The sequence below is a fragment of the Nonomuraea sp. NPDC049141 genome (assembly GCF_040648415.1).
In the GTDB taxonomy this organism is placed as follows: domain Bacteria; phylum Actinomycetota; class Actinomycetes; order Streptosporangiales; family Streptosporangiaceae; genus Nonomuraea.
In genome coordinates, this window is the sequence record NZ_JBEZDR010000006.1 from 85446 (window position 1) to 107674 (window position 22229).

General features: G+C 71.0%; 22 protein-coding genes. 11 read left to right on the forward strand and 11 right to left on the reverse strand.

The genetic code is table 11. The features are described 5' to 3' along the window. Positions 1-30: 30 nt before the first annotated feature. Complete coding sequence (locus tag AB0B91_RS19390; protein ID WP_358321024.1) at positions 31-1572, forward strand: hypothetical protein; 1542 nt, start codon at positions 31-33, stop codon at positions 1570-1572. On the opposite strand, the gene AB0B91_RS19395 is transcribed toward AB0B91_RS19390, so the two are convergent. Together AB0B91_RS19395 and AB0B91_RS19400 are read right to left on the reverse strand one after the other, a co-directional pair. Further along, positions 1547-2362 carry a hypothetical protein gene (locus AB0B91_RS19395; protein WP_358321027.1) on the reverse strand — a complete coding sequence of 272 codons (816 nt, stop codon included), beginning with the start codon at positions 2360-2362 and terminating at the stop codon, positions 1547-1549. The two genes, AB0B91_RS19390 and AB0B91_RS19395, sit on opposite strands and share 26 nt — an antisense overlap. Positions 2363-2364: 2 nt before the next feature. Next, a complete protein-coding gene (locus tag AB0B91_RS19400; protein WP_358321030.1) occupies positions 2365-3276 on the reverse strand; it encodes a DNA-processing protein DprA in 912 nt (303 codons plus the stop codon). Here AB0B91_RS19400 and AB0B91_RS19405 point away from each other — a divergent pair. Continuing rightward, positions 3275-3397 carry a hypothetical protein gene (locus AB0B91_RS19405; RefSeq protein ID WP_358321032.1) on the forward strand — a complete coding sequence of 41 codons (123 nt, stop codon included), beginning with the start codon at positions 3275-3277 and terminating at the stop codon, positions 3395-3397. The two genes, AB0B91_RS19400 and AB0B91_RS19405, sit on opposite strands and share 2 nt — an antisense overlap. Before the next feature lie 206 nt (positions 3398-3603). Then, the gene (locus AB0B91_RS19410; RefSeq protein ID WP_358321035.1) at positions 3604-4890 is read left to right on the forward strand and encodes a cytochrome P450; all 1287 of its coding nucleotides are present in this window, start codon (positions 3604-3606) and stop codon (positions 4888-4890) included. Between the two features lie 7 nt (positions 4891-4897). Here the strand turns inward: AB0B91_RS19410 and AB0B91_RS19415 are convergent, their stop codons facing one another. The 3 genes from AB0B91_RS19415 to AB0B91_RS19425 form a co-directional block, all read right to left on the reverse strand. Beyond that, a complete protein-coding gene (locus AB0B91_RS19415; protein WP_358321038.1) occupies positions 4898-5725 on the reverse strand; it encodes an SgcJ/EcaC family oxidoreductase in 828 nt (275 codons plus the stop codon). 36 nt (positions 5726-5761) lie between these two features. After that, entirely contained in the window at positions 5762-6784 is a 1023-nt protein-coding gene (locus AB0B91_RS19420; protein ID WP_358321040.1) for a sigma-70 family RNA polymerase sigma factor, read from the reverse strand. Between the two features lie 168 nt (positions 6785-6952). Beyond that, on the reverse strand, positions 6953-7093 hold the full coding sequence (locus AB0B91_RS19425) for a hypothetical protein (RefSeq protein ID WP_358321043.1): 141 nt from the start codon (positions 7091-7093) through the stop codon (positions 6953-6955). Between the two features lie 11 nt (positions 7094-7104). On the opposite strand from AB0B91_RS19425, the gene AB0B91_RS19430 reads away from it, so the two are divergent. Continuing rightward, positions 7105-7404, forward strand: a complete 300-nt coding sequence (locus tag AB0B91_RS19430) for a DNA-binding protein (RefSeq protein WP_358321046.1) — start codon at positions 7105-7107, stop codon at positions 7402-7404. A gap of 51 nt (positions 7405-7455) precedes the next feature. Here the strand turns inward: AB0B91_RS19430 and AB0B91_RS19435 are convergent, their stop codons facing one another. From AB0B91_RS19435 to pdhA, 3 genes are read right to left on the reverse strand one after another with little or no spacing between them, the layout of a single operon-like run. After that, entirely contained in the window at positions 7456-8982 is a 1527-nt protein-coding gene (locus AB0B91_RS19435; RefSeq protein WP_358321047.1) for a dihydrolipoamide acetyltransferase family protein, read from the reverse strand. Then, on the reverse strand, positions 8979-9995 hold the full coding sequence (locus AB0B91_RS19440; protein WP_358321050.1) for an alpha-ketoacid dehydrogenase subunit beta: 1017 nt from the start codon (positions 9993-9995) through the stop codon (positions 8979-8981). Before AB0B91_RS19440 ends, AB0B91_RS19435 begins: the two co-directional genes overlap by 4 nt. Before the next feature lies 1 nt (position 9996). Beyond that, the gene (gene pdhA, locus AB0B91_RS19445; RefSeq protein WP_358321053.1) at positions 9997-11103 is read right to left on the reverse strand and encodes a pyruvate dehydrogenase (acetyl-transferring) E1 component subunit alpha; all 1107 of its coding nucleotides are present in this window, start codon (positions 11101-11103) and stop codon (positions 9997-9999) included. Positions 11104-11230: 127 nt separating this feature from the next. On the opposite strand from pdhA, the gene AB0B91_RS19450 reads away from it, so the two are divergent. Then, a complete protein-coding gene (locus AB0B91_RS19450; protein ID WP_358321056.1) occupies positions 11231-11740 on the forward strand; it encodes an Lrp/AsnC family transcriptional regulator in 510 nt (169 codons plus the stop codon). 10 nt (positions 11741-11750) lie between these two features. Here AB0B91_RS19450 and AB0B91_RS19455 read toward each other — a convergent pair whose 3' ends face one another. Continuing rightward, entirely contained in the window at positions 11751-12233 is a 483-nt protein-coding gene (locus AB0B91_RS19455; protein ID WP_358321061.1) for a hypothetical protein, read from the reverse strand. Between the two features lie 135 nt (positions 12234-12368). Here AB0B91_RS19455 and AB0B91_RS19460 point away from each other — a divergent pair, with 135 nt between their 5' ends. From AB0B91_RS19460 to AB0B91_RS19470, 3 genes are read left to right on the forward strand one after another with little or no spacing between them, the layout of a single operon-like run. Beyond that, positions 12369-13931: a GMC family oxidoreductase N-terminal domain-containing protein gene (locus AB0B91_RS19460; protein ID WP_358321065.1), complete on the forward strand. Its 1563-nt coding sequence runs from the start codon at positions 12369-12371 to the stop codon at positions 13929-13931. Positions 13932-13959: 28 nt separating this feature from the next. After that, entirely contained in the window at positions 13960-15510 is a 1551-nt protein-coding gene (locus AB0B91_RS19465; protein WP_358321067.1) for an aldehyde dehydrogenase family protein, read from the forward strand. Next, a complete protein-coding gene (locus tag AB0B91_RS19470) occupies positions 15507-16670 on the forward strand; it encodes a M20 family metallopeptidase (protein WP_358321070.1) in 1164 nt (387 codons plus the stop codon). The genes AB0B91_RS19465 and AB0B91_RS19470 overlap by 4 nt, the downstream gene beginning before the upstream one ends. A gap of 164 nt (positions 16671-16834) precedes the next feature. Here AB0B91_RS19470 and AB0B91_RS19475 read toward each other — a convergent pair whose 3' ends face one another. Both AB0B91_RS19475 and paaZ read right to left on the reverse strand, forming a co-directional pair. After that, positions 16835-17608 (reverse strand): enoyl-CoA hydratase-related protein, encoded by a 774-nt coding sequence (locus tag AB0B91_RS19475; protein WP_358321073.1) that lies wholly within the window; start codon positions 17606-17608, stop codon positions 16835-16837. Between the two features lie 154 nt (positions 17609-17762). After that, positions 17763-19832 (reverse strand): phenylacetic acid degradation bifunctional protein PaaZ, encoded by a 2070-nt coding sequence (gene paaZ / locus AB0B91_RS19480; RefSeq protein ID WP_358321077.1) that lies wholly within the window; start codon positions 19830-19832, stop codon positions 17763-17765. A 102-nt stretch (positions 19833-19934) separates the two neighbouring features. On the opposite strand from paaZ, the gene paaA reads away from it, so the two are divergent. The 3 genes from paaA to paaC are packed head-to-tail and all read left to right on the forward strand — an operon-like array spanning position 19935 to position 22130. Next, positions 19935-20906, forward strand: coding sequence for a 1,2-phenylacetyl-CoA epoxidase subunit PaaA (gene paaA, locus AB0B91_RS19485; RefSeq protein ID WP_358321080.1), 972 nt, complete (start codon positions 19935-19937; stop codon positions 20904-20906). Continuing rightward, positions 20903-21196, forward strand: coding sequence for a 1,2-phenylacetyl-CoA epoxidase subunit PaaB (gene paaB / locus AB0B91_RS19490; RefSeq protein ID WP_219538030.1), 294 nt, complete (start codon positions 20903-20905; stop codon positions 21194-21196). Before paaA ends, paaB begins: the two co-directional genes overlap by 4 nt. A 28-nt stretch (positions 21197-21224) precedes the next feature. After that, a complete protein-coding gene (gene paaC, locus AB0B91_RS19495) occupies positions 21225-22130 on the forward strand; it encodes a 1,2-phenylacetyl-CoA epoxidase subunit PaaC (RefSeq protein ID WP_358321084.1) in 906 nt (301 codons plus the stop codon). Positions 22131-22229 lie beyond the last annotated feature (99 nt).

Here is a 22229-nt window from a genome sequence, read left to right on the forward strand (position 1 = left end):
CGCGTCCCACCCCCCTCGGAAGGTAGTGCCATGCACCTGTCCCGCAGGCAATTCACCACCGGCGCCCTGGCCATGGGCATCCTGGCGCCCCTCACCGGAACCGCCCGCGCCACGGCGGGCTACGACTACACCGCGCGCGAGACGTTCGACCTGTTCGACCGGACGTTCCACGCGAGCGGCGGCAGCGGGCAGCCGACCGACACCAACGAGGCCGGCGGGCTCGCCTGGGGGCAGTCGTACGTCCTGGCCGGGTTCATCCGCATGTACGAGGCGTACAAGGACACCCACTACCTGGACCGGCTGATCACCAACATCGACCTGGTGCTGGCCGGCCGCGACTCGGCGCGCGGGGTGACCGACTATCGCGGTCGCTCGCTGCCGGCCTGGCGGGCGGCGGCGCCGTACACCGTCGGGACCGTCACGCTGAAAGGCGCGGACGGCACCCCGCTGCTGGAGGTACGCACCTCGCTCACCTACGCCGACGACGCGGTCGCCACCGTCACGGCGGGCACATCCGAGGGCCGCTTCACCCTGGAGGTGAAGAACAACCGGACCAACGTGGTCGCCACCTTCCCCGACCTGTCGCTGGATCCGTCAGCGGCGGACTACGCGGTGCGCCGGATCCTGGACGCCTTCCCGACACCGACGCGGGTGACGGCCAAGGACCTGCGGCCGTCGCCGTCCGCCCCCTACGCGGTGCCCGTGCTGGGGGCGACCCCGTTCGTCTCGCAGCCGGTCGTCTTCACCGTGCACACCGGGATGATCACCTACCCGATGGCGTCGTTCGCCAAGATCGTCCTGCGCTCCCCTCGCCTGCTGGCCGTGGCGAAGTACCGGCACAAGGCGGTCGAGTACCTGAAGGCGGCGCGGGACGCGGCGGCCGTGCACGACGACGAGTGGCGCCAGACCGACGACGGATACGGCTACTTCGTCTGGAACAAGGGCACCCCGCTCGCCTACGACGGCACCGAGCAGCCCACCAACCAGGGCCTGGCGCTCGGCCAGACCTACGCCGAACTGGCGGCGGCCACGGGCGACCCGTTCTACCGGGACCGGACCCGGCGGATGGCCCGCATGTTCGCCCGCGAGCTCACGGTGGACGCCGACGACGCCTACGTGTGGACGTACTGGCCCGCGTTCGGCAAGACGTACCAGGGCTTCGCCAAGACCGACGGTGTCTCGGAGTACACCCCGTCCAGCACGCCGGTCCGCAGCATCGAGGATCTCAGCCATGGCGCGATCGACGTCGAGTTCGCCGCCGCGGCCTTCCGCGACAAGCTGTCCTTCACGGGGCAGGACATGGCCAGGTTCGCGCGGACGTACAGCAAGAACCTGATCGCCCCTGTTGGCACGGACGGCTCCCCGACCGCCTACCTGCGCGTCGACGGGACGGGCAGCACCACCACCCCTGGGCAGTACCTCCAGGCGCCGCGCTGGATGGCGGTCGCGCAGTGGGACGACGCGGTGTTCACACACTCGCGCTCGATCTATGACGCTCGCGCCGTCGAGCCGCAGTACGGCTCCTACCTGAGCTGCGTCGCCTACCTCAACTGGCACGCCCGGCGCCGGTAGCGGCCTGCGCGCCTTGGTGGTCGCTGACGCAGCAGCGGTCGAAAGAGAACGGCCGGTCGTGCGACTCCTGCCAGATCCGGGCGCTGTACGGATCCTTGGACGCGGGGTTGATCAACCGGGCGACGACGAGCGCCACCACCGCCACGGCGCCGTTCTCGATCAGCGTGGACGCGGCGCTCTGCACGTGAGCGCCGGACACGAACAGGTCATCCACCAGCAGCACCCGTGCGCCGGCCAAGCCGTCGCCTCGGACGCGGAACGCCTCCCGATGCGACCGGCGGCCGGCGAACACCGGCGCCAGCCTGTCATCGGTTTCCAGGAGGAGGGGCCGATGCAGGCGGGCCAGCGCGCCCACCTTGCCGACGACCTGCGGCATGGTGTGGAACGCCTCGATGGGCCGCTCGGTGCGGGTGCTCGGGATGGTGGCCACCACTGTGAAGGGTCCGTGGGCCAGGCTCTGCAGGCAGTCGGCGTGCCGCCGGTAGAAGCAGGCCACCGTCGCGGCGAGAAAGTCCGATCGCTTCCGCCTGCCCGGAGGATCTCTTTTGCGGACCACGATGTCGTACAGCTGCGTGTCTTTGGCGGTGAGCGAGATCGGCACCACGTGCTCGGTGTGCCCGTACAGGTTCTCCGTGGTGCGCTTGCAGCTCGCGCAGGTCGCCCAGGGCCCGCCGGTGGCCTCGGAGTCGTTCGGGCCCGAATGACAGATCCGGCATACGCCCGGCCGTGCCGGTGGAACCGGGCGATACAGCGGCAGGAACTCGCGGGTGAACGCCTCGGCGTCACCCATGGTCAGCAGGTGTGCGTTCGAGGGGTCATATCTACGAGATTGACCGCCTGCTGGCACAGGTCGTCAATGTCCTGGACGCCAGTCATGCCTCCCCGGGAACCCGCCCTGTCCACCCACGGCTGTTCCTGCTGGAGCCGCTGTGACACGAACACACGCTTGCCGGTCCGCAGCGCCTCCTCGACATGGCTTGCGGAGGGTCCGCCATCGGCGCCGTCGACGACGTACAGGCAGTCGGCCAATCCGCAGGTCACGACGCATGCTCTCGTGATGGTGCGGTCGGTGGGGGCGGTGCCGGGCCAGAACGGGGAGACGACCGCGCCGCAGTCGGCTATCTGCTTGGCCACACTGGCGTACTCGCCGACCGTGGCCGGCTCGGTGATGCCGCCCGCGAGGACGGCCAGGGTACGGCTGGTACGGCCACCGGCGGCGGCGAGCGCGGCTTGGTGGACGGCCGCGTCCAGGTCGGTGCGCAGCGGCGCGACGACGGTCAGCCCGGCCTCGGCCAGGGCTCGCGCTGCGGCGGTCGCGTGGTCGACGTCGTACTCGCCGACCACGGCGACCGCCCGATGGTCTGCGGCCTGGAAGCGGCCGCGGGTCCACAGGAACGGCTGGCGGTCGTAGGCCCAGATCGCGTTGCCGGGGTAGGCGTCGTCCAGCACGGTGACGAGATGGACGCCCTCGGCGCGCATGTCGGTGATGAGGTCACGGCCCTGGGAGAGGTCGCCGGGCTCGACGCGGGCGGCGATGGCGGCGGCGTGCGCCTGGTCGTCCTCGTCCCGGCACGCGTAGCCGCCGTCGAGGAGCTCCAGGGCGCTGCCGGCGTCGAGGATGACGCGCGCGGTGTAGAACCAGGGCTTGTCGTGGGTGGCCTTGGTGAGGGCGAGAACGGCGGCCTGCTCGTCGATCGTGGTCATGGTCATCACCATCTCGAACGTGGTTTCGGTGGTGAACGTACGCGCCGACACCGACAAGGCGGCAACGGGATGCGCGGTTCCAGTGGCCTATGGTGCCGAGGTCGGCAAGCCGACGCCGTGAGATTGGCACGAACCGGCTATGCCGTATTGGGCTTTGACATCCCCGGCCGCGCGGTAGCGTCCAACACGCGACGTTGATCACGAAGGGTGCCTGCCATTGGACCTGCGAGACGCCCGATCGGACATGTCTCACGGTGAGCGTGTCAGCAGCTCCCCCCCTGGAGTACAAGGAGGCAGCGCATGCCCACGAAGCCGTCCCTGCCCGAGGTGGTCGCGGCGCTGCTACGCCGAGACCCGGTCGTGCTGTGCACCCGGCTGGCGCTCACACACGAAGGAGTTGCCCGGCTGCCGATCCCGGGGCGCCGGAAGTTTTGGGTGGTGAGCGATCCCGAGTGCCTGCATCGAATCCTGGTCACCGACGCGAGACACTTCGACAAGGGCGGGCCCATCTATCGGATCATCGCCGATGCCCTGGGCGAGGATGGCCTATTCACGGTGAACGATAAGGCGACCTGGCACCTGCTGCGCCAGATCATGAATCCCGCCTTTCGCCGAGCCGAACTGCGCACCGTAATGGAGTTGACGGCCGATGCCTGGCGGAGCCGAATGGACGCATGGGACCTGCGCGGTCCGATAGAGCTCTTCAGCGAGCTGAAGCTGCTGAGTGTCGAGGTGTTGATGCGGCATGCGCTGGGGAACGCAGTCGATACGGCCGAGCTCACGCGGCTCGCCCTGCCGGTCTTCGACGGCATGGCGGGACGAATCTTCCTCCCGCACTGGGCACCCGGGGCGAGCGGCTATCGAAAGGCCATCGCGGCGCTGGATGGCAGAGTTAGGTCAATCATCTCCTCGCGCCGGGATCAGGGCACCGAGGCCGGGGACCTGCTCGGGCAGCTGATGACCGCCACCGATCCGCAGACCGGTCACCGCCTGAGCGACCGGCAGGTACGAGACCAGGTCTTCACGCTGTTGATGGCGGGATTCGACTCCACGGCAACCGTGCTGTCGTGGGCGTGCGTCCTGATGGCCGAGCGAGGGGATCAGTTGGACCGGCTACGGACCGAGGTGGCCAATGTCTGCGCGGACCGCACCCCTACGCTGGAGGACCTTCCGCGGCTCGTCATCGCGCAGGCTCTGCTGCAGGAGTCGCTGCGCCTGCATCCCGCGTTCCCCATGTTCTTCCGCAACGTCAAGGCGGAGACCCAACTTGGCAGGCACCGGCTCGCCGTGGGCGACCAGATCATCGTCGCCCCCTATGCGACGCACCGCGATCCAGCCCGATGGCCGGACCCGGCGGGCTTCGACTCCGGCCGATTCGCCGGCAGGCTCGACCACGAGCAACGGGCGGCTCATCTGCCGTTCGGCGAGGGAAAGCGGAAATGTATCGGTGAGGACATGGCCACCATGACCGGGCTCCTCATCCTGGCTATGTTGGCGCAGCGGTTTGCCGCCTTTCGCCGCCCGGACGGCCATAGCGGCCAGGCGGCCCGATACGCGATGACCCGTCCATCGAGGGACAACGCCCGCTTGATCCTCACGCCGATCGATGAGTAGGCCGACCTTAGGGGCGCAGGTCGGTCTTGGCCTTACCGCTGACCGGGTCGTGCGGGACAGACAGGTGCTGGTGGACCATCATCCACTCGCCGCCCCTCCGCTCGAACACCCGCGTCCCCCGTGACCAGCTGTCAAAGCCCTGCCCGTTCGCCGGCTCCACCCGGACCCGGTTGAGGCCCCAGGCCACCGCGAGGTCCTCGCGTGCCAGGATCTTCAGGTCCGGCACGTCCAGGCTGACCACGGCGTCACCGGCCGCCTCCAGACCGCTCGCGCAAACTGCCCGCACCGCCTCCACGCCGACGTGCTGGAGAGGTGTCTCGTGCTCGTACGAGACGATGTCGTCGGCGATGGCGGCCATCAGGCCGTCCAGGTCCTTCGCCGCAGTGCCGTCGTACCAGCGCTCGTGCACCCGGCGCACCTCCTGCTCCGCTGCGCCCCGATCCATGATCGGGAATGAGTGATGCTCGTGCGCGACGACCCATCGGTCGTCCTGCTTGCGCAGGCCGAGCGTCAGCCGCAGCCGGATGTCCGGCTCGCCGGCCAGTTCCTCAGGGGTGCCGCAGCGCAGCAGCGCGTACGCGTACGCGACGTCGCCGCCAGCGGTCACGTCCAGGGTCTCGATCTCGAACAGGGCCCCCTGCGCCTGCCACCGGAAGAAGCCGGGCCACGTCTTCCGATAGGCCTCGATGCCGCGAACGCCCTGGTGGGGCGGTGGCACGTCGTACATCACGATGTCCTCTGCATGGTCGGCGACGACGCCTTCCAGGTCGCCGGCGTGCACCGCCTCGGCCCAGCGCTCGATCAGCGTACGGATCTGCTCCTCGTCGGTGAGCATGGCTACAGTCCTTCCGGGTTGATGTGTCCGTCAGGACTACAACCCGGGCCGATCCGGAAACTCATCGCTCGCCAGCTCGACCGGCAGATCGAAGTCCGCGAAATCGGCCTCCAGAAACGAGACCACCTCGGCGATCCGCGTACCGCGCAGGACGAGCAAGTCCAGGCCCGCCGGCACGTAGACGCCCCGCTCCTCGTCCCACATGTACGTGCCGAACGCGAGCTGCCCGTTCGCCCGAGCCGGCAGGAACCGCCAGCGGCGCGCCATCGGCCCCTCGGCCAGGAAGGCGCGGATGCGGTCGTGGCCCTGGTACCAGGCCGTGAGCGGCGGCATCGAGTATTTCGCGTCCTCGGTCAGCATGGCCACGATGGCGTCCATGTCGCCGGCCTCCCAGGCTGCGGCGTACCGGCGGGCCACCTCCCGCTGCGCCTGACCGAGCGTCCGCTGCTGGCTGGTCTCGGGCAGCAGCCCGTCGAGCACCTTCCTGGCCCGCTGCAGGGCGCTGTTGACCGCCGCCACCGTGGTGTCCAGCAAGTCGGCGGTCTCGGACGCGGGGTATCCGAGCACCTCGCGCAGCAACAGGACCGCCCGCTGCCGGGCCGACAGGTGCTGCAGCGCGGCGACGAACGCGAGCTCAACGCTCTCCCGCGCCACCACGCGCTCCTCGGGGCCCAGCTCCGCCGTCCAGCTCATCAGCCGATCGGGGTACGGCTCCAGCCAGACCACCTCCGTCACCGGCGCACCGGCGGGACTCAGGTCGATGGGCAACTCGCGCCGCCCCCGCCGCTCGATGACCGTCAGCGCCCGGTTAGTCGCGATCTTGTACAGCCACGGCCTGATCGACCCGCGGTCCTGGAACCGCCCCAGATTGCGCCAGGCCCGGTCCAGCGTGTCCTGCACAGCGTCCTCCGCGTCGTGCATGGACCCCAGCATCCGGTAACAGTGCGCCCGCAGCTCCTCCCGCAACGGCCCCACCAACCGGGCGAACGCTTGCTGGTCCCCCACCCGCGCTGCGGCCAGCAACCCCGCCGTCTCCGCCTGGCTCGCTTCGATCCGCATCGCACCCGTCCTGATCCCCTGCGTGCCAAACTACCGCCCGAGGTACGGCGGGCCCGCCCTTGTCGCCGAGGCTGTAGCACGCCAACTGCGGCACCAACTTCTCGGTGCCGAACTCGTGCGTCACCAGGAGGAGCACGGGGAGTTTACCGACGAGGAGCTGATCGAAGCTCACACCAGAATTTTCGGGGAGACGGGCCCCTGCGGTTCGGCGAGCACGGTGTGATCGAGCACGTCTAAACCGTTGTTCTGGATTCCCGGGGACTCTCCGCCTGGATCGCGCAGGACCGCAAGATTCTCGCGATGTTCCATGTTTTCACACCATGGGCGCCGATCTCGTGATCGGCGCCAATACCATCGTGGAGGTCAGCCACACGCGGGTGAACATGCCTCGGCTGCAGTGGGTGCTCTCTCGCGTCAAGGTCGAGCCGGTTACCGAGGGCGCCGCTAAGGCGTCCGCGGATCTGCTCAAGACGGCAGGTCTGCACGGCCACAAGTACGCGATCGACGCGACGATCGCCAAGATGGCGCTACGCCAGCCCGGGCCTGTGGCCATGCTCACCTCGGATGTCGATGACATGGCTCGACTGTGCGGCCATCGTGTCCGGCTCATCGGCATTTGAGCATGTAAAGGCCGATGTCCTCCCTGTCCCAGTTCGGCTTATGTCCTTTCGCTACACGTGGGCCAGCAGAATGGCGGGGTTCTCGACGCAGTCGGCCACGTAGCGCAGGAAGCCGCCGGCGGCGCCGCCGTCGCAGACTCGGTGGTCGAAGGTGAGGGACAGCTGGGTGACCTTGCGGGGTACGACCGCGCCGTCGGTCACCCAGGGCCGGTCGATGATGCGGCCGATGCCGAGGAGTGCCGCTTCGGGGTGGTTGATGATCGGGGTGGATCCGTCCACGCCGAAGACGCCGTAGTTGTTGAGCGTGAACGTGCCCCCGGTCAGTGCCGCGGGAGGCAGTCCGCCCGAGCGGGCGAGGCCGGTGAGACGGGTCAGTTCGGCGGCGAGTTGTGCGGTCGTCATCAGATGCGCGTCCCGGACCACCGGCACGACGAGGCCGCGATCGGTCTGCGCGGCGAAGCCGAGGTTGATGTGGCCGTGCCGGACGATCTCGGCGCGGCCGGTGTCGACCGAGGAGTTCAGCTCGGGGAACTGGCGCAGGCCGGCCACGCAGATGCGGGCCAGAAGCGCGAGCAACCCGATGCCCAGGTCCGGGCGGGCCTGTCGCAGTGCGTCCTTGATCGTGAGCAGGCCGGTGGCGTCGACGTCCACCCAGGTGGTGGCGTCGGGGATCTCGCTGCGGCTGCGGGTCAGTTTGTCAGCCACCGCCCGGCGTAGTCCGCGCAGGGGGATGCGCTCCGCGGTCAATGCCGTTCCGGTCACTGAGGGCGGAGACGCGGGCGCGGACAGGGACTTGGGCGTGGACGCAGGCGCGGGCGGGGACTTGGGCGTGGGCAGGGACTTGGGCGTGGGCGTGGGCGCGGGCGGTGCCACGGAGTCCTCCGCCGCCATGCCGACGCCTACGCCGACACTGACGTCGCCGTCCATGGCGTCGGTGTCGGCGATGGCCCGCTCGACGTCGCGGCGAAGGATCACTCCGCAAGGTCCGGTGGGGCTGAGGGCGGCGAGGTCCACTCCGTGCTCGCGGGCGATCCTGCGGACCAGCGGAGAGATCACGCGGGGCGCGGGCTCCGGTTCGGTTGCGTGTTGGGAGACGGGCACCTGGGGTGCGGTCGTGGATGCCTGCCGCGCTGAATCGGAAGCCTTCCGGTAGCCGGTCCGAGAGCCGCCGCGCCGCCGCCTGCGCGTGCCGGAGCTGTGGCCAGTGCCGTACCCGATCAGGACGTTGCCGGAGCCGGCCCGCTCCTCTTCGCGGTAACGGGCCGCGTCCGGGTCCACATCGCGCTCTGCGGCGGGTACCGTCACGCCCGCCGGACCGACTTCCATGCCCGGGCCGACTTCGATGAGAGGTGCGCCCACCGACAGGACGGCCCCCGCCGAAGCGTGCAGGATCAGCACCGTGCCCGCGTAGGGAACAGGCACCTCCACCGCCGCCTTGGCGGTCTCGACCTCGACCACGATCTGGTCGATCTCGACCGTGTCGCCGACGGCGACTTTCCATTCGACGATCTCGGCCTCCGTCAGGCCCTCGCCGAGGTCGGGCAGGCGGAACACCTGCCGAGAAACGGTGGCCGTCATGACGCCTCCCCCGCCAGGTGGAAAACATCGGGCTCGTCGCCGAACTGGAGCCGGTCGACCGCGTCCAGAACCCGGTCGACGTCCGGCAGATGCGAATGCTCGAGTATCGGCGGCGGGTAAGGGATGTCGAACCCCGAGACGCGCAGCACCGGCGCGGCCAGCGAGTGGAAGCACCGCTCCTGTACGCGCGCCGCGATCTCCGCCCCCACCCCGGCGAACCCCTGCGCCTCCTGGATCACCACACAACGACCCGTCTTGCGCACCGAGGACACCACGGTCGCGTCGTCGAACGGGACGATCGTCCGCAGGTCCACCACCTCCAGGGCGAGGCCGTCCTGGGCCGCGGCTTCGGCGGCCTGGAGCGCCACCGGGATGCTCGGCCCGTAGGCGATCAGCGTCGCGTCACGCCCCTCGCGCAGCACCGCCGCCTGCCCGAACCCGGCGGCGCGCCGATCCCCCAGCGTGGTCTCGCCTTTGGACCAGTACAGCCGCTTGGGCTCCATGAAGATCACCGGGTCGGGGTCGGCGATGGCGTCGCGCAGCAGCCAGTACGCGTCGTCGGAGGTCGCGGGGGTCACGACCTTCAGACCCGGAGTATGCGCGTAGTAGGCCTCGCTGGAGTCGCAGTGATGCTCGACGCCACCGATGCCGCCCGCGTACGGGATCCGGATCACCATCGGCAGCGACAGCCGCCCGCGCGTGCGATTGCGGAGCTTGGCCACGTGGGAGACGATCTGCTCGAAGGCCGGGTAGGCGAAGGCGTCGAACTGCATCTCGACCACCGGACGGAAGCCGCCCATGGCCATGCCCACGGCGAGGCCCACGATCCCCGCTTCGGCCAGCGGGGTGTCGAAGCAGCGCTCCTCGCCGAACTCCTTGGTCAGCCCGTCGGTGATGCGGAAGACGCCGCCCAGCGGGCCCACGTCCTCGCCGAAGACGAGAGCGCGTTCGTCTTCGCGCAGTGCGTCGCGCAGCGCGGCGTTCAGCGCCTGCGCCATCGTCATCGCGGTCATCTCAGTCCTCCGGGGCGGTCAGCTCGGCCGCCAGCAGTGCCCGTTGCTCGCGCAACTGGGGCGTGGGCTCGGCGAAGACGTGGTCGAACAACTCGAACGGGTCCGTCTCGGGGTCGGCGTTCATCTCGTCGCGGACGCGCGCGGCGAACTCCTCGGCGGCCTGGTGCGCCGAGGCGACGGCCTCCGGGTCGAGCAGGCCGCGCCCGCTCAGGTAGGTCTCCAGGCGGGCGAGAGGGTCGGCCGACTGCCACCGTTCGACCTCGTCGGCTTGCCTGTACCGGGTGGCGTCGTCGGCGTTGGTGTGGGCGTCCATGCGGTAGGTGTGCGCCTCCACCAGGAAGGGGCCGCCGCCCGCCCGCGCGTGTTCCACGGCCGCGGTCAGGACCGACAGCACCGCCACGAGGTCGTTGCCGTCCACCTGCTCGGACGGGATGCCGTAGCCGATCCCCTTGTACGCCAGCGCGGGAGCCGCGCTCTGCTTGGCCAGCGGTACCGAGATCGCGTACTTGTTGTTCTGCACGAAGAACACGACGGGGGCGTGCAGGACCGCGGCGTAGTTGAGCGCCTCGTGGAAGTCGCCCTCGCTGGTGCCGCCGTCGCCGATGAAGGCCATGACGACGCCGTCCTCGCCCTTGCGGCGCAGGGCCTCGGCCATGCCCACCGCGTGTACGGTCTGGGTGGCCAGCGGGGTGCACTGAGGCGCGACCCGAGTGGCGGCGGGGTCGTACCCGCAGTGCCAGCCGCCCCGCAGCAGGGTGAGCACCTCGACGGGGTCGAGCCCGCGCGAGACCAGGGCCACCGAGTCGCGGTAGGTGGGGAACAGCCAGTCGTCCTCGCGCAGCGCGAGGACGCCGGCGATCTGGCAGGCCTCCTGCCCGCGGCTGGACGGGTAGACGGCGAGCCGGCCCTGCTTGGTCAGCGCGGTCGCCTGACGGTCGAAGCGGCGGCCCAGGACCATCCGGCGGTACGCCTCCAGCAACCGCTCGTCCGCCGGCGCCGAGTATCCGGCAGGCGGCTGGACGGCCGTGCCGTCCTCGGCCACGAAGCGCACCGGCACCGGTGAGGGCAGCAGGCCGTCGACCGTCTGGCGACTCGTCCTCACAGACATGGCAACGCTCCCTTTCTCTTGATGCTGGACGTTTGACAGCCACAGCGTGTACTTCTGGAGCCATTCGTTCAAGACATCAGGCATGATGAGCGACAAATGGGTTAAATCAGGACTTGAGGGGGGCCAATTGTCAGCAAATGGGGGCGTTGAGGGTGGCTGGCCGGGACGTTCGGCGAGCCAGTTGGACGGGGTGGACCGCGCGATCATCGCCGAACTGCTCCGCGACGGCCGGATCTCGATGCGCACCCTCGCCGAGCGCGTCCACATCTCCCGCGCCAACGTCTACGCCCGGATCACCCGGCTGATGGACGACGGGGTGATCACCGGTTTCACCGCCGAACTCGCCCCGCACAAGGCGGGCCTGGGCACCAGCGCGTACGTTTCGGTCACCATCGAGCAGAACTCCTGGCGCACGGTCTCGGCCCGGCTCCGCGAGACCCCGTACGTCGAGCACTTCGCGATGGTCGGCGGCGACTACGACGTCCTGGTGCTGGTCAGGACGCCGGACAACGAGGTGCTCAGGCACGTGGTGCTGGAGCGCATCCAGGACATCCCCGGCATCCGCGCCACCCGCACCTGGCTGGTCTTCGAGGAGGCCCGGGGTCTGGGCACGGAGTGGGCCGCACGGGAGAGCTGAGCGGCGCCGGTCAGCTCTCCCTGGCCGCCTTGTACTCCTCGAGGATCGCTTCGATGTGCCGCACCATGAAGGTGTAGTAGTCGCGCATCTCCCGCAGGCGCCCGCGCTGCGGCTCGGGGAGGTCGGCCGCGTGCGTCTGCGCGTTCTCGGCCAGCGCCAGCAGCTCGACCGTCTGCTCCAGCTGGTGCTGCAGGCAGCCGATCCAGGCGTCGTCGCGCCACTCGTACACGTACTGCCGGGAGCCGGGCTCCTTGAAACGCCGCACGGTTCCGCTGAGCACCAGCAGGCGGGTCATCTCGGAGACCGAGCCCTTGCTCGCGTCGAGGGCGTTCTGCAGGTCCAGCATCGTCATGGGCGCCTGGCTGAGCATCAGGACGCCCGCGGCCCGCCCCGCCATCGGCGGCCATCCCATGGCGCGGCCGATGTGCAGGCCGAAGTCGTCGATCAGCGGATTCGCAGCGCCGCGAGCTTCGTCACCGACGGGGCTGAGCACCAACGGGGCACCATCCGTTCAGAAAAAAATGAACTTTCACTATTGACTGAACTTCCTGCTGGGGGCAGTCTACCGGCTAACAGCGGCCCGGACATGTCCGAAGCCGCTCCCTGAGCCGAACGCAGGAGGTTCGCCGTGACAGGCACGGGCTGGGACATCATCGTCGTGGGTGCGGGTTCCGCAGGCGCGGCGCTCGCTGCCCGCTCCGCCGAGCGGGGGAAGCGCGTCCTGCTTCTGGAAGCCGGACCCGACTACCGCTCAGCGCACATGCACGAGGCGTGGCGGTCGCCGAACCCCGTCCGGGCGCTGCTGGACCCCAGTGCCACCGAGGGCCTGGTCTGGGCGGGCGTCCATTCCTCCCGGACCGACAAGCAGCCGCAGGGCCCGTACTGGCGGGGCCGGGGTGTGGGCGGCAGTTCGTCGATCAACGGGCAGATCGCGATCCGTCCGCCGATGGAGGACTTCGACGACTGGGCCGCGGCGGGCTGCGCCGGCTGGTCGTGGCAGGACGTGCTGCCCTACTTCGCGAAGCTGGAGGACGACGAGGAGTTCGGGGACGAGCCGTACCACGGCAAGGGCGGTCCGACCCCGATCTTCCGCATGCCGCAGGAACAGTGGGGCGGCGTGGACGCCGCCCTGTGCGCCGGGGCGCTCGCCGCCGGCCACTCCTGGGCTCCTGACGTGAACGCGCCGCAGGCGAGCGGGGTCTCGCCGTATCCGATCAATTCGCGCGCCGGGCGCAGGGTCACGGTCAACGACGGCTACCTCGAACCGGCCCGGTCGCTGCCCGGCCTCACCATACGCGGCGAGGCGCTGGTGGACCGGGTCGTCTTCTCCGGTGACCGCGCCGTCGGCGTCCGGGTCATCGTGGACGGGACGGCGACGACCGAGTACGCGGACGAGATCGTGCTCAGCGCGGGCGTGATCCACTCCCCCGCGATCTTGATGCGGTCGGGGGTGGGCCCGGCGGCCGACCTGCGCCGGCTGGGGATCACGGTACGGCGGGACCTGCCGGTCGGCCTCGGCATGCAGGACCATCCGATGGTCGTCGTCGAGCTGCCGCTGACCGCGGACGCCGCCATCAAGACGGCCGGCGACCGCCACACCAATGTCTGCGTCCGCTACACCAGCGGGCCCGGGGGTCTCCCCCACGACATGATGTTCGTCTCGCTGAACCAGAACGTGCTGTCCATGGAGGCCGCCGACACGCGGTTCCCGGCGGGCGGCCTGGGCGTGTGGCTGAACCAGAACCACTCGCGCGGTGTGCTGACTCTCACCTCCGCCGACCCGGAGGCCCAGCCCGAGGTCCGGGAGCGGATGCTGTCGGACGCCCGTGATCTGGAACGGCTGCGCCAGGGGGTACGCGCCCTGGTCGAACTGGCGCGCGGCGCCGAGGTCGCCTCGATCGTCGCCGGCTCCATCGAGACCAGTAACAGCCGGCTGTTCGCGGTGCTGGACAACGACGCCGAACTCGACGACCACCTCCTCACCACCGCGGTGGACGCCCAGCACGGCACCAGCACCTGCCGGATGGGCGCGCCCGGCGACGTCGGCGCGGTCGTCGACCCGTCCTGCCGTGTCCTCGGGGTCGACGGTCTGCGCGTGGTCGACGCGTCGATCTTCCCGTCCGTACCGCGGGCCAACACCAACCTGGCATCGATCATGGTCGGCGAGCTCATGGCCGACCGTCTCGGCTGAGCCGAATCCGGCGAAGGAGCACCATTCCGTGAAGACCCTGCAGAACCTGATCGGCGGCATCTGGGAGGACTCCCGTGGTGACGCCTTCCACGAGGTGATCAATCCGGCGACGGAAGAGGTCGTCGCCCGCTGCCCTAGCGGCTCACCGGAGGACGCCCGCCAGGCCGTGGACGCGGCCGTCCGGGCCCAGCCGGCCTGGGCGGCGCTACCGGTCGCCGAACGCGTGGCGCGTCTGTGCCGGTGGGCGGACACGATCACCGAGCACGCCGACGAACTGGCGGAGATCGAATGCCGCGAGATGGGCAAGCCCGTCGCCCTCGGCCGGACCTTCATCGCCGGCGCGGCACAGGGGTTCAAGGCGGCGGTGGCCGAGGCCCTGGACTACCCATTCGAGGAGACCGTCACCGGCGGCACCACGATCCTGCGCCGGCCGCTCGGCGCCACGGCGGTCATCGTGCCGTGGAACTTCCCGGTGCCCATGGCACTGGGGGCGCTCGGCCCGCTGCTGGCCGCGGGCGACACCGTGGTGCTCAAGCCGTCCGAACGCTCGCCGATGTCGGCGGTGCGGCTGCTGGAGCTGATGGACCCGCCGGCCGGCGTGGTGAACCTCGTTCTCGGCGACTCCCGGGCCGGTGCGCCGCTGGTCGCCGACGAACGGATCGGGCTCGTGCACTTCACCGGCTCCGTCGAGGCCGGGCGCCGGGTCGGCGCGGAGAGCGGGGCCCTGCTGCACCGTTCGATCCTTGAACTCGGCGGCAAGGACCCCGTGGTCGTCGACGCGGGAGTCGACCCGGTCGCCACCGCCGCGGCGGTCGCGTTCGGCGCGTTCGTCAACACGGGCCAGATCTGCACCTCGATGGAACGGATCTACGTGCACCGCGAGATCGCCGAGGAGTTCATCGACGCCCTCGTGGACGTCGCCGGCACCTTCGCCCTCGGAGACGGGCACGACGCGACCACGGTGCTGGGCCCGCTGGTCGACCGGCGCCAGCGCGACATCGTGGTCCGGCATGTGAACGACGCGGTCGAGCGCGGCGCGACCGTCCGCACCGGCGGAACCGTGCCCGAGGGCAAGGGCTTCTTCTACCCCGCCACCGTACTGACCGATGTGGACGACTCCATGCTGGTCATGACCGAGGAGACCTTCGGCCCGCTCGCCCCGGTCGCCGTCGTCTCCTCCTTCGAGGAGGGCCTGGAGAAGGCGGCCGGAACGCGTTTCGGCCTCGCCGCCACCGTGTACACCAACGACCCCGCGCACATGATCGCGGCGCGCGGCATCCCCGCCGGCGTGGTGTGGGTGAACCAATGGCAGGGCGGCGGTCCCGAGCGGCTGTACGAGCCGGCCGGCGACAGCGGCATGGGCGCTACCGGCTCCCGGGCCGCCTACGACGCGGCCACCCGCCCCGTCTCTGTCCACGTCGCCCCCGCCGCCCCCGCCGCCCCGGCCACCCCGGACACTCAGGCCACCCCGGACACTCAGGCCACCCCGGACACTCAGGCCACCCCGGACGCTCCGGCCACCCCGGGCGCTCCGGCCACCCCGGGCGCTCCGGGCGCCGCTGGCGCTCCGGGCGCGTGACGCCCGCGGCCCAGGGCGCCAAGCGGCAGGCCGCCGACGCCGTCGGCGCCTGGGCGGCCCGCTTGATCGACCTGTCCCATCGCATCCACGCCCACCCCGAGCTCGCCTTCGAGGAGACGCTGGCGAGCACGTGGGTGGCGGACGCGCTGAGCGCCGCCGGTTTCGACGTCCAGCACGGCTGCTACGACCTGCCCACGGCCGTACGCGCGACCGTGGGAACCGGTCCGCTGCACATCGCGATCTGCGCCGAGTACGACGCTCTGCCCGGCATCGGGCACGCCTGCGGGCACAACGTCATTGCCGCCGCAGCGGTCGGCGCGGGAGCCGCGCTGGCCGGGCTGGCCGACGATCTCGGGCTGACCGTGACCGTCCTCGGCACCCCGGCGGAGGAAGGCGGCGGCGGCAAGATCCTCATGCTGGAACGCGGCGCGTTCGAGGGCCTCGACGCCGCCATGATGGTCCACCCCGCCGCCGTCGAGATGGCGGCGATGCCCGGCTCGGCGGTCGCCCAGTTCGAGGTCTCCTACCGGGGGAAGCCGGCCCACGCCGGCGCGTACCCCGAGCTCGGCGTCAACGCCGCCGACGCGATGACCGTCGCGCAGGTGGCGATCGGGCTGCTGCGTCAGCAGACGGGCGCCGATGACCGCGTCCACGGCATCGTCACCCAGGCAGGTACGGCCGCGAACGTGATCCCCGACGTGAGCCACGGCCGGTGGATCGTCCGATCCTCCACTGTGGAGGCACTGGCCGAGCTCAAGCCACGCGTGCGGCGCTGCTTCGAGGCCGGGGCGCTGGCCACCGGCTGCGACCTGGTGGTCACTCCGCCGGCCCCCGACTACGCCGACCTGCGGCCCGACGCGGTCATGCTGGGCATGTACCGGGCCAATGCGGAGGCGCTCGGGCGGGTCTTCCCGGATCTGCGCGGCGGTCCCCCGGCCGGCGCGGCCACCGACATGGGCAACGTCTCCCACGCCGTGCCCAGCATCCATCCCATGCTGGGGCTCGACTGCCTGCCTGCGGTCAACCATCAGCCCGAGTTCACCGCGGCCTGCGTCACCCCGGCCGCCGACAGGGCGGTCCTCGACGGCGCCACGGCCATGGCGTGGACCGCCGTCGACCTCGCCCGCGCCTCGTCGGCACAGCGGGCGTCCCACGGCTGAGCCCCCGCCGGACGTTCAGAGAAGTCGGGCGTTCACAGAAGTCGGACGTCCAGAGAAGCCGGACGTCCAGGAAAGCCGGACGTTCAGGGAAGTGGCGGCGTGCGCCGTTCGCCCCGGTCACCACGCAGGTGGCCGGGGCGATGACCGTACCGAGGGGCGGGAGTTCAGCGCCCTTCGAAGACGGGCTGCTGCTTGGTGAGGAACGCCTCGACCGCTCCGGCGTGGTCGGCGGTCCGGCCCAGGCGCGCCTGGGCGCGGGCCTCGGCCGTCAGCACCGTCCCGAGGTCCTGGTCCCAGGCTTGCGCGATCAGCCGCTTGGACTCGGCGTAGGCGGCGGTCGGCCCGGCCGCGAGCCGGGCCGCGAGCTCGCGGCCCGCCGTACGGACGTCCGCGCGGGGGACGACGCGTCCCGAGATTCCCCACGCGACCGCCTGCTGGGCGCTGAAGGACTCGCCGAGCAGGACGAGCTCCTTGGCCCGGGCCTCACCGACCGCCCGCGCGAGCGTCGTGGACAACCCGGAGTCGCACGTCAGCCCGATCGCGGTGAACGCCGTGGCGAGAACCGCCTCCTCGGCCAGGACCCGCAGGTCGCAGGCGAGCGCGAGGGCCAGCCCGGCGCCGGCGCACGTGCCGTTGACGGCGGCGACGACCGGCTTGCCCATCGTGGCCACGAGCCGGATGATCGGCGCGTAGTCCTCCTCGACGGTGTCGAACGCGTGGTCGGCGTCGGTACGGAGAGCGGCCGCGTGCTCGGCGAGGTCCTGACCGACACAGAAGGCGTTCCCCGCGCCGGTCAGCAGCACGGCACGGACGGCGGCATCGGACGCGACCTCCTCGAGGGCCCGGCGCAACGCCGTCTTGAGTGCGGCGTCGAGCGCGTTGCGGCGATCCGGGCGATTGAGCGTCAGTACGGCCACGGCCCCGTCACGTTCGAACACGACCGGGGCCGCCGGGACAGCGAGCGCGGTCGGCGCACCGGGAGTGGCCGACGCACCGAAAGCAATCGACGCGCGCGGAGCAGCCGAAGCGCCCGGAGAGGCCGACGCACCGGGAGCAGCCGAAGCGCCCGAAGTGGTCGAGGCGGCGTCCATGTCAGGCCTCCTGGGCGGGCGTCGCGGGCCAGGTCTTGGCCACGAGGGTCAGTACGTCGTAGGTGGCGACCGCCTGGCCGTCCTGGTTGGTCACGACGGCGTCCCAGCGGACCTCGCCGTAGTCCGCGCCGGCCCGCGGGGTGATCTGCTTGACGGTCAGCGTCACGTCGATGGCGTCGCCGGCCTTGACCGGGGTGAGGAAGCGCAGCCCGTCCACGCCGAAGTTCGCCAGGACCGGTCCTGGCGCGGGGTCGACGAAGAGCCCGGCGGCCAGGGACACGACGAGGTAGCCGTGGGCGACGATGCCGCCGAACAGCGGGTTCCGCGCGGCGGCCGCGGCGTCGGTGTGCGCGTAGAAGGTGTCTCCGGTGAACTCGGCGAAGTGCTCGATGTCCGCGAGCGACACCGTCCGCGGCGCGGAGCCGATCGTGTCGCCCACGCGCAGCTCCGCCAGCGATTTGCGGAAGGGGTGAACGCCGGATTCGGCACGCGCGGCGCCCGTCGTCCACCGTCCGGTGATCGCGGTGAGCTGGTCCGGGGAGCCCTGGACGGCGGTGCGCTGCATGTGGTGCAGGACCCCGCGGACGCCGCCGAGCTCCTCCCCACCGCCGGCCCGCCCGGGGCCGCCGTGGACGAGGACGGGCAGCGGCGAGCCGTGCCCGGTGGACTCCTTGGCGTCGTCCCGGTCCAGGACGAGGACCCGGCCGTGCCATGGCGCCAGACCCAGGACGACGGACCGAGCGACCTGCGGGTCGTGGGTGACGACGGAGGCGACGAGGCTGCCCTTGCCCCGGGCGGCCAGGGCGACCGCCGCTTCGATGCCGTCGTAGCCGAGCACGGTGGCGACCGGGCCGAACGGCTCCACGTCGTGCGGCTCGGTGGCACCGGGGCGGGCGCGCAGCACGAGCGGGGTCATGAACGCGCCGCGCTCGGGGTCTCCATCCAGCAAGGACGAGCCGGGGACCCCGTTGAGAAGGGACGCGCCGTAGACCACCTCGGCGCTCGCTCTCAGCGCCTCGACGGCTTTGCGTACCTCCTCGCGCTGGCCAAGGCTGGCGAGCGGGCCCATCCGCACGTCCGGATCGCGCGGGTCACCGACGGTCACCTCCGCCAGGCGCGCGGCGAGCGCCTCGGTCACCTGGCCGGCCATCGTCTCGGGAACGAGCACCCGGCGAATGGCGGTGCACTTCTGCCCCGCCTTGACCGTCATCTCGGTGACGACGCCCTTGACGAACAGGTGGAACTCCGGATCGTCCGGCCGCACGTCGGGCCCGAGGATCGAGCAGTTGAGGGAGTCGGCCTCGACACCGAGCCGGACGCCGCCGTCGAGCACGTTCGGGTGGCGGCGCAGGATGCCCGCGGTGTGCGCCGAGCCGGTGAAGGCGACGGAGTCCTGCACCGTCAGCTCGTCGAGCAGCCCGCCCGCGCCGCCGGCTACGAGCTGGAGCGCTCCCTCGGGCAGGATTCCCGACTCGATGATCTGCCGGACGGCGAGTTCGGTGAGGTAGGCGGTCTGGCTCGCGGGCTTGACGATCGACGGCAGCCCGGCGAGGAAGGCCGGGGCCAGCTTCTCCAGCATGCCCCAGACCGGGAAGTTGAAGGCGTTGATCTGCACCGCGACACCCGGCCGGGAGGTGTAGAGGTGCTGGCCGACGAAGGTGCCGCCCTTGCCCAGGCGTTCGAGGCCGCCGTCGAGGACGACGGTGTCGTTCGGCAGCTCGCGGACCCCCTTGCTCGCGTAGCTGAACAGGGTGCCGATGCCGCCGTCCACGTCGATCATCGTGTCCCGCGAGGTGGCGCCGGTGCGTACGGACAGTGCGTACAGCTCCTCCTTGCGCTCGGACAGGTGCTTGGCGAGCGCCTTGAGCAGGGCCGCCCGCTCGTGGAAGGTCAGCGAGCGCAGTGCGGGTCCGCCGGTGTCCCGGGCGTGCCGGACCATCGCGGCGACGTCCAGGCCCCGGCTCGAGATGCGCGCGACCTCCTCGCCCGTGGCGGCGTCGAGCAGGGGTTCCCCGTCGTCCGCTGCCCGGAACCAGCGTCCGGCGGCGTAGCTCTCCAGAATCGCGCTCACCTTGTCTCCTCCCTGGGGGACCTATTGCGCAGGAGCCCCGACCCGTGCAACCGTATTACTGACCGAGTGATAAGTAAATACGACCGAGATCTTGGAGGGAAGATGGCAGTTGAAGCGGAGGAGCGGCTGCTTGCCGGGTTCGAGGCGACCATCGCGCGCAACGACCGGATCGAGCCGCGCGACTGGATGCCGGACGCCTACCGCCGGACGCTCGTACGCCAGATCGCCCAGCACGCGCACTCCGAGATCATCGGCATGCAGCCCGAGGGCGAATGGATCGGACGTGCCCCGTCCCTGCGCCGCAAGGCGATCCTCCTGGCCAAGGTGCAGGACGAGGCCGGGCACGGCCTCTACCTGTATTCGGCGTGCGAGACCCTCGGTGTCTCCCGCGCCGAGCTGACCGGCCTGCTGCTCGCCGGCCGGCAGAAGTACTCCTCGATCTTCAACTACCCCACGCTGTCCTACGCCGACGTCGGCACGATCGGCTGGCTGGTCGACGGGGCCGCGATCTGCAACCAGGTGCCCCTCTGCCGCACCTCCTACGGACCGTACGGCCGCGCCATGATCCGCATCTGCAAGGAGGAGTCCTTCCACCAGCGCCAGGGGTACGAGCTGCTCATGACGATGATGCGCGGCACCGACGCCCAGCGGGCCATGGTGCAGGAGTCGGTCGACCGGTTCTGGTGGCCGGCGCTGATGATGTTCGGCCCGCCGGACGCCGAGTCCACCAACAGCGCGCGGTCGATGGCGTGGGGCGTCAAGCGCAACTCCAACGACGAGCTGCGCCAGCGGTTCGTGGACATGACGGTCCCGCAGGCCGACGCGCTCGGGGTGACGCTGCCCGACCCCGACCTGCGCTGGAGCGACGAGCGCGGACACCACGACTTCGGCGAGCCGGACTGGGAGGAGCTCGCCGCGGTCATCCGCGGGGACGGTCCGTGCAACGCCCAGCGGATGAGCCACCGCCGCGCCGCCCATGAGGACGGCGCCTGGGTACGCGAGGCGGCGTCGGCGTTCGCGAGCCGATCCGCCGAGGCGGGCGCGAGCCTGTCCGGCGAGGCGGGTGCCCGGTGAGCGCCGACCGGCGGGAGTGGCCGCTGTATGAGGTGTTCGTCCGCGGCAAGCGCGGGCTCAACCACGTCCACGTCGGCTCGCTGCACGCCCCGGACGACGCGATGGCCGTACGGCACGCGCGCGACGTCTACACGCGGCGCAACGAGGGCGTGAGCATCTGGGTCGTACGGGCCGACGCCATCACGGCCTCCAGCCCGGACGAGAAGGACCCACTGTTCGCCCCGAACGGCGACAAGGTCTACCGGCACCCGACGTTCTACGACATTCCCGACAACGTCCCGCACATGTGAGCACCACACGATCGGAACACTCATCACCATGAGCGACGAACACGGCAGCGTCTACGACGGCCTGCTCGGCGGCGACTCCTCCCAGTGGGCGTTCGGCACAGATTTCGAGGACCCGCTGGCCGGCATCGACACGACGGTGCCCGACGGCGTCGACCACACCGAACTCGCCGAATACTGCCTCATGCTCGGCGACGACGCCCTGATCATGTCGCAGCGCCTGACGGAGTGGTGCAGCCGCGCACCGGACCTCGAAGAGGACATCGCGCTGGCGAACATCGCCCTCGACCTGCTCGGGCAGGCGCGCCTGCTCCTGGCGCGGGCGGCCGCCGCCGACCCCGGCCTCCTGCCCGCCCTCCCCGAGGGCTCGCCCGTGCCCACCGAGGACGCGCTGGCGTTCTTCCGTGACGCCGGACAGTTCCGCAACGTGCGCCTGGCCGAGGTCGCGAACGGCGACTTCGGGCACGTCGTCGTCCGCCTGCTGCTGTTCGCGGTGGCTCGGCTCGCGCTGCTGGAGCGGCTGCGCGCGAGCGGCGACACGGTGCTGGCCGCGGTGGCGGCCAAGGGCGTCAAGGAGGTCACCTACCACCGGGACTGGGCGGCCCGCTGGTTCCTCACCCTGGCACAGGGCACCGAAGAATCGCGCCGCAGGCTCGTCACAGCGCTCGACGCCCTGTGGCCGCTCCAGCCCGAGCTGGTCGCCACGCACCCCGTCGAGCTCTCGCTCGCCCGCGCCGGCGTCGGCGTCGACCCCGCCACCACGCGCGGCGAGGTGGACGCCCTCCTCGACCAGGTACTCGCCATGAGCGGCGTCGCCCGCCCGGACCACCCACCCCTGGAGGGCAGCGGTCGGACCGGCACGCACACCGAAGACTTCGCCGACCTGCTCGCCGAGATGCAGGTGGTCGCCCGCGCACACCCGAGCGGGCGCTGGTGAACGGCGCCGAGCCGGCCGGGGCCGAGCGAGCGCCGCTGACAGTCCGGCAGGCCGCCGAGGCCGAGCGAGCGCCGCTGACGGTCCGGGAGCCCGCCGGGG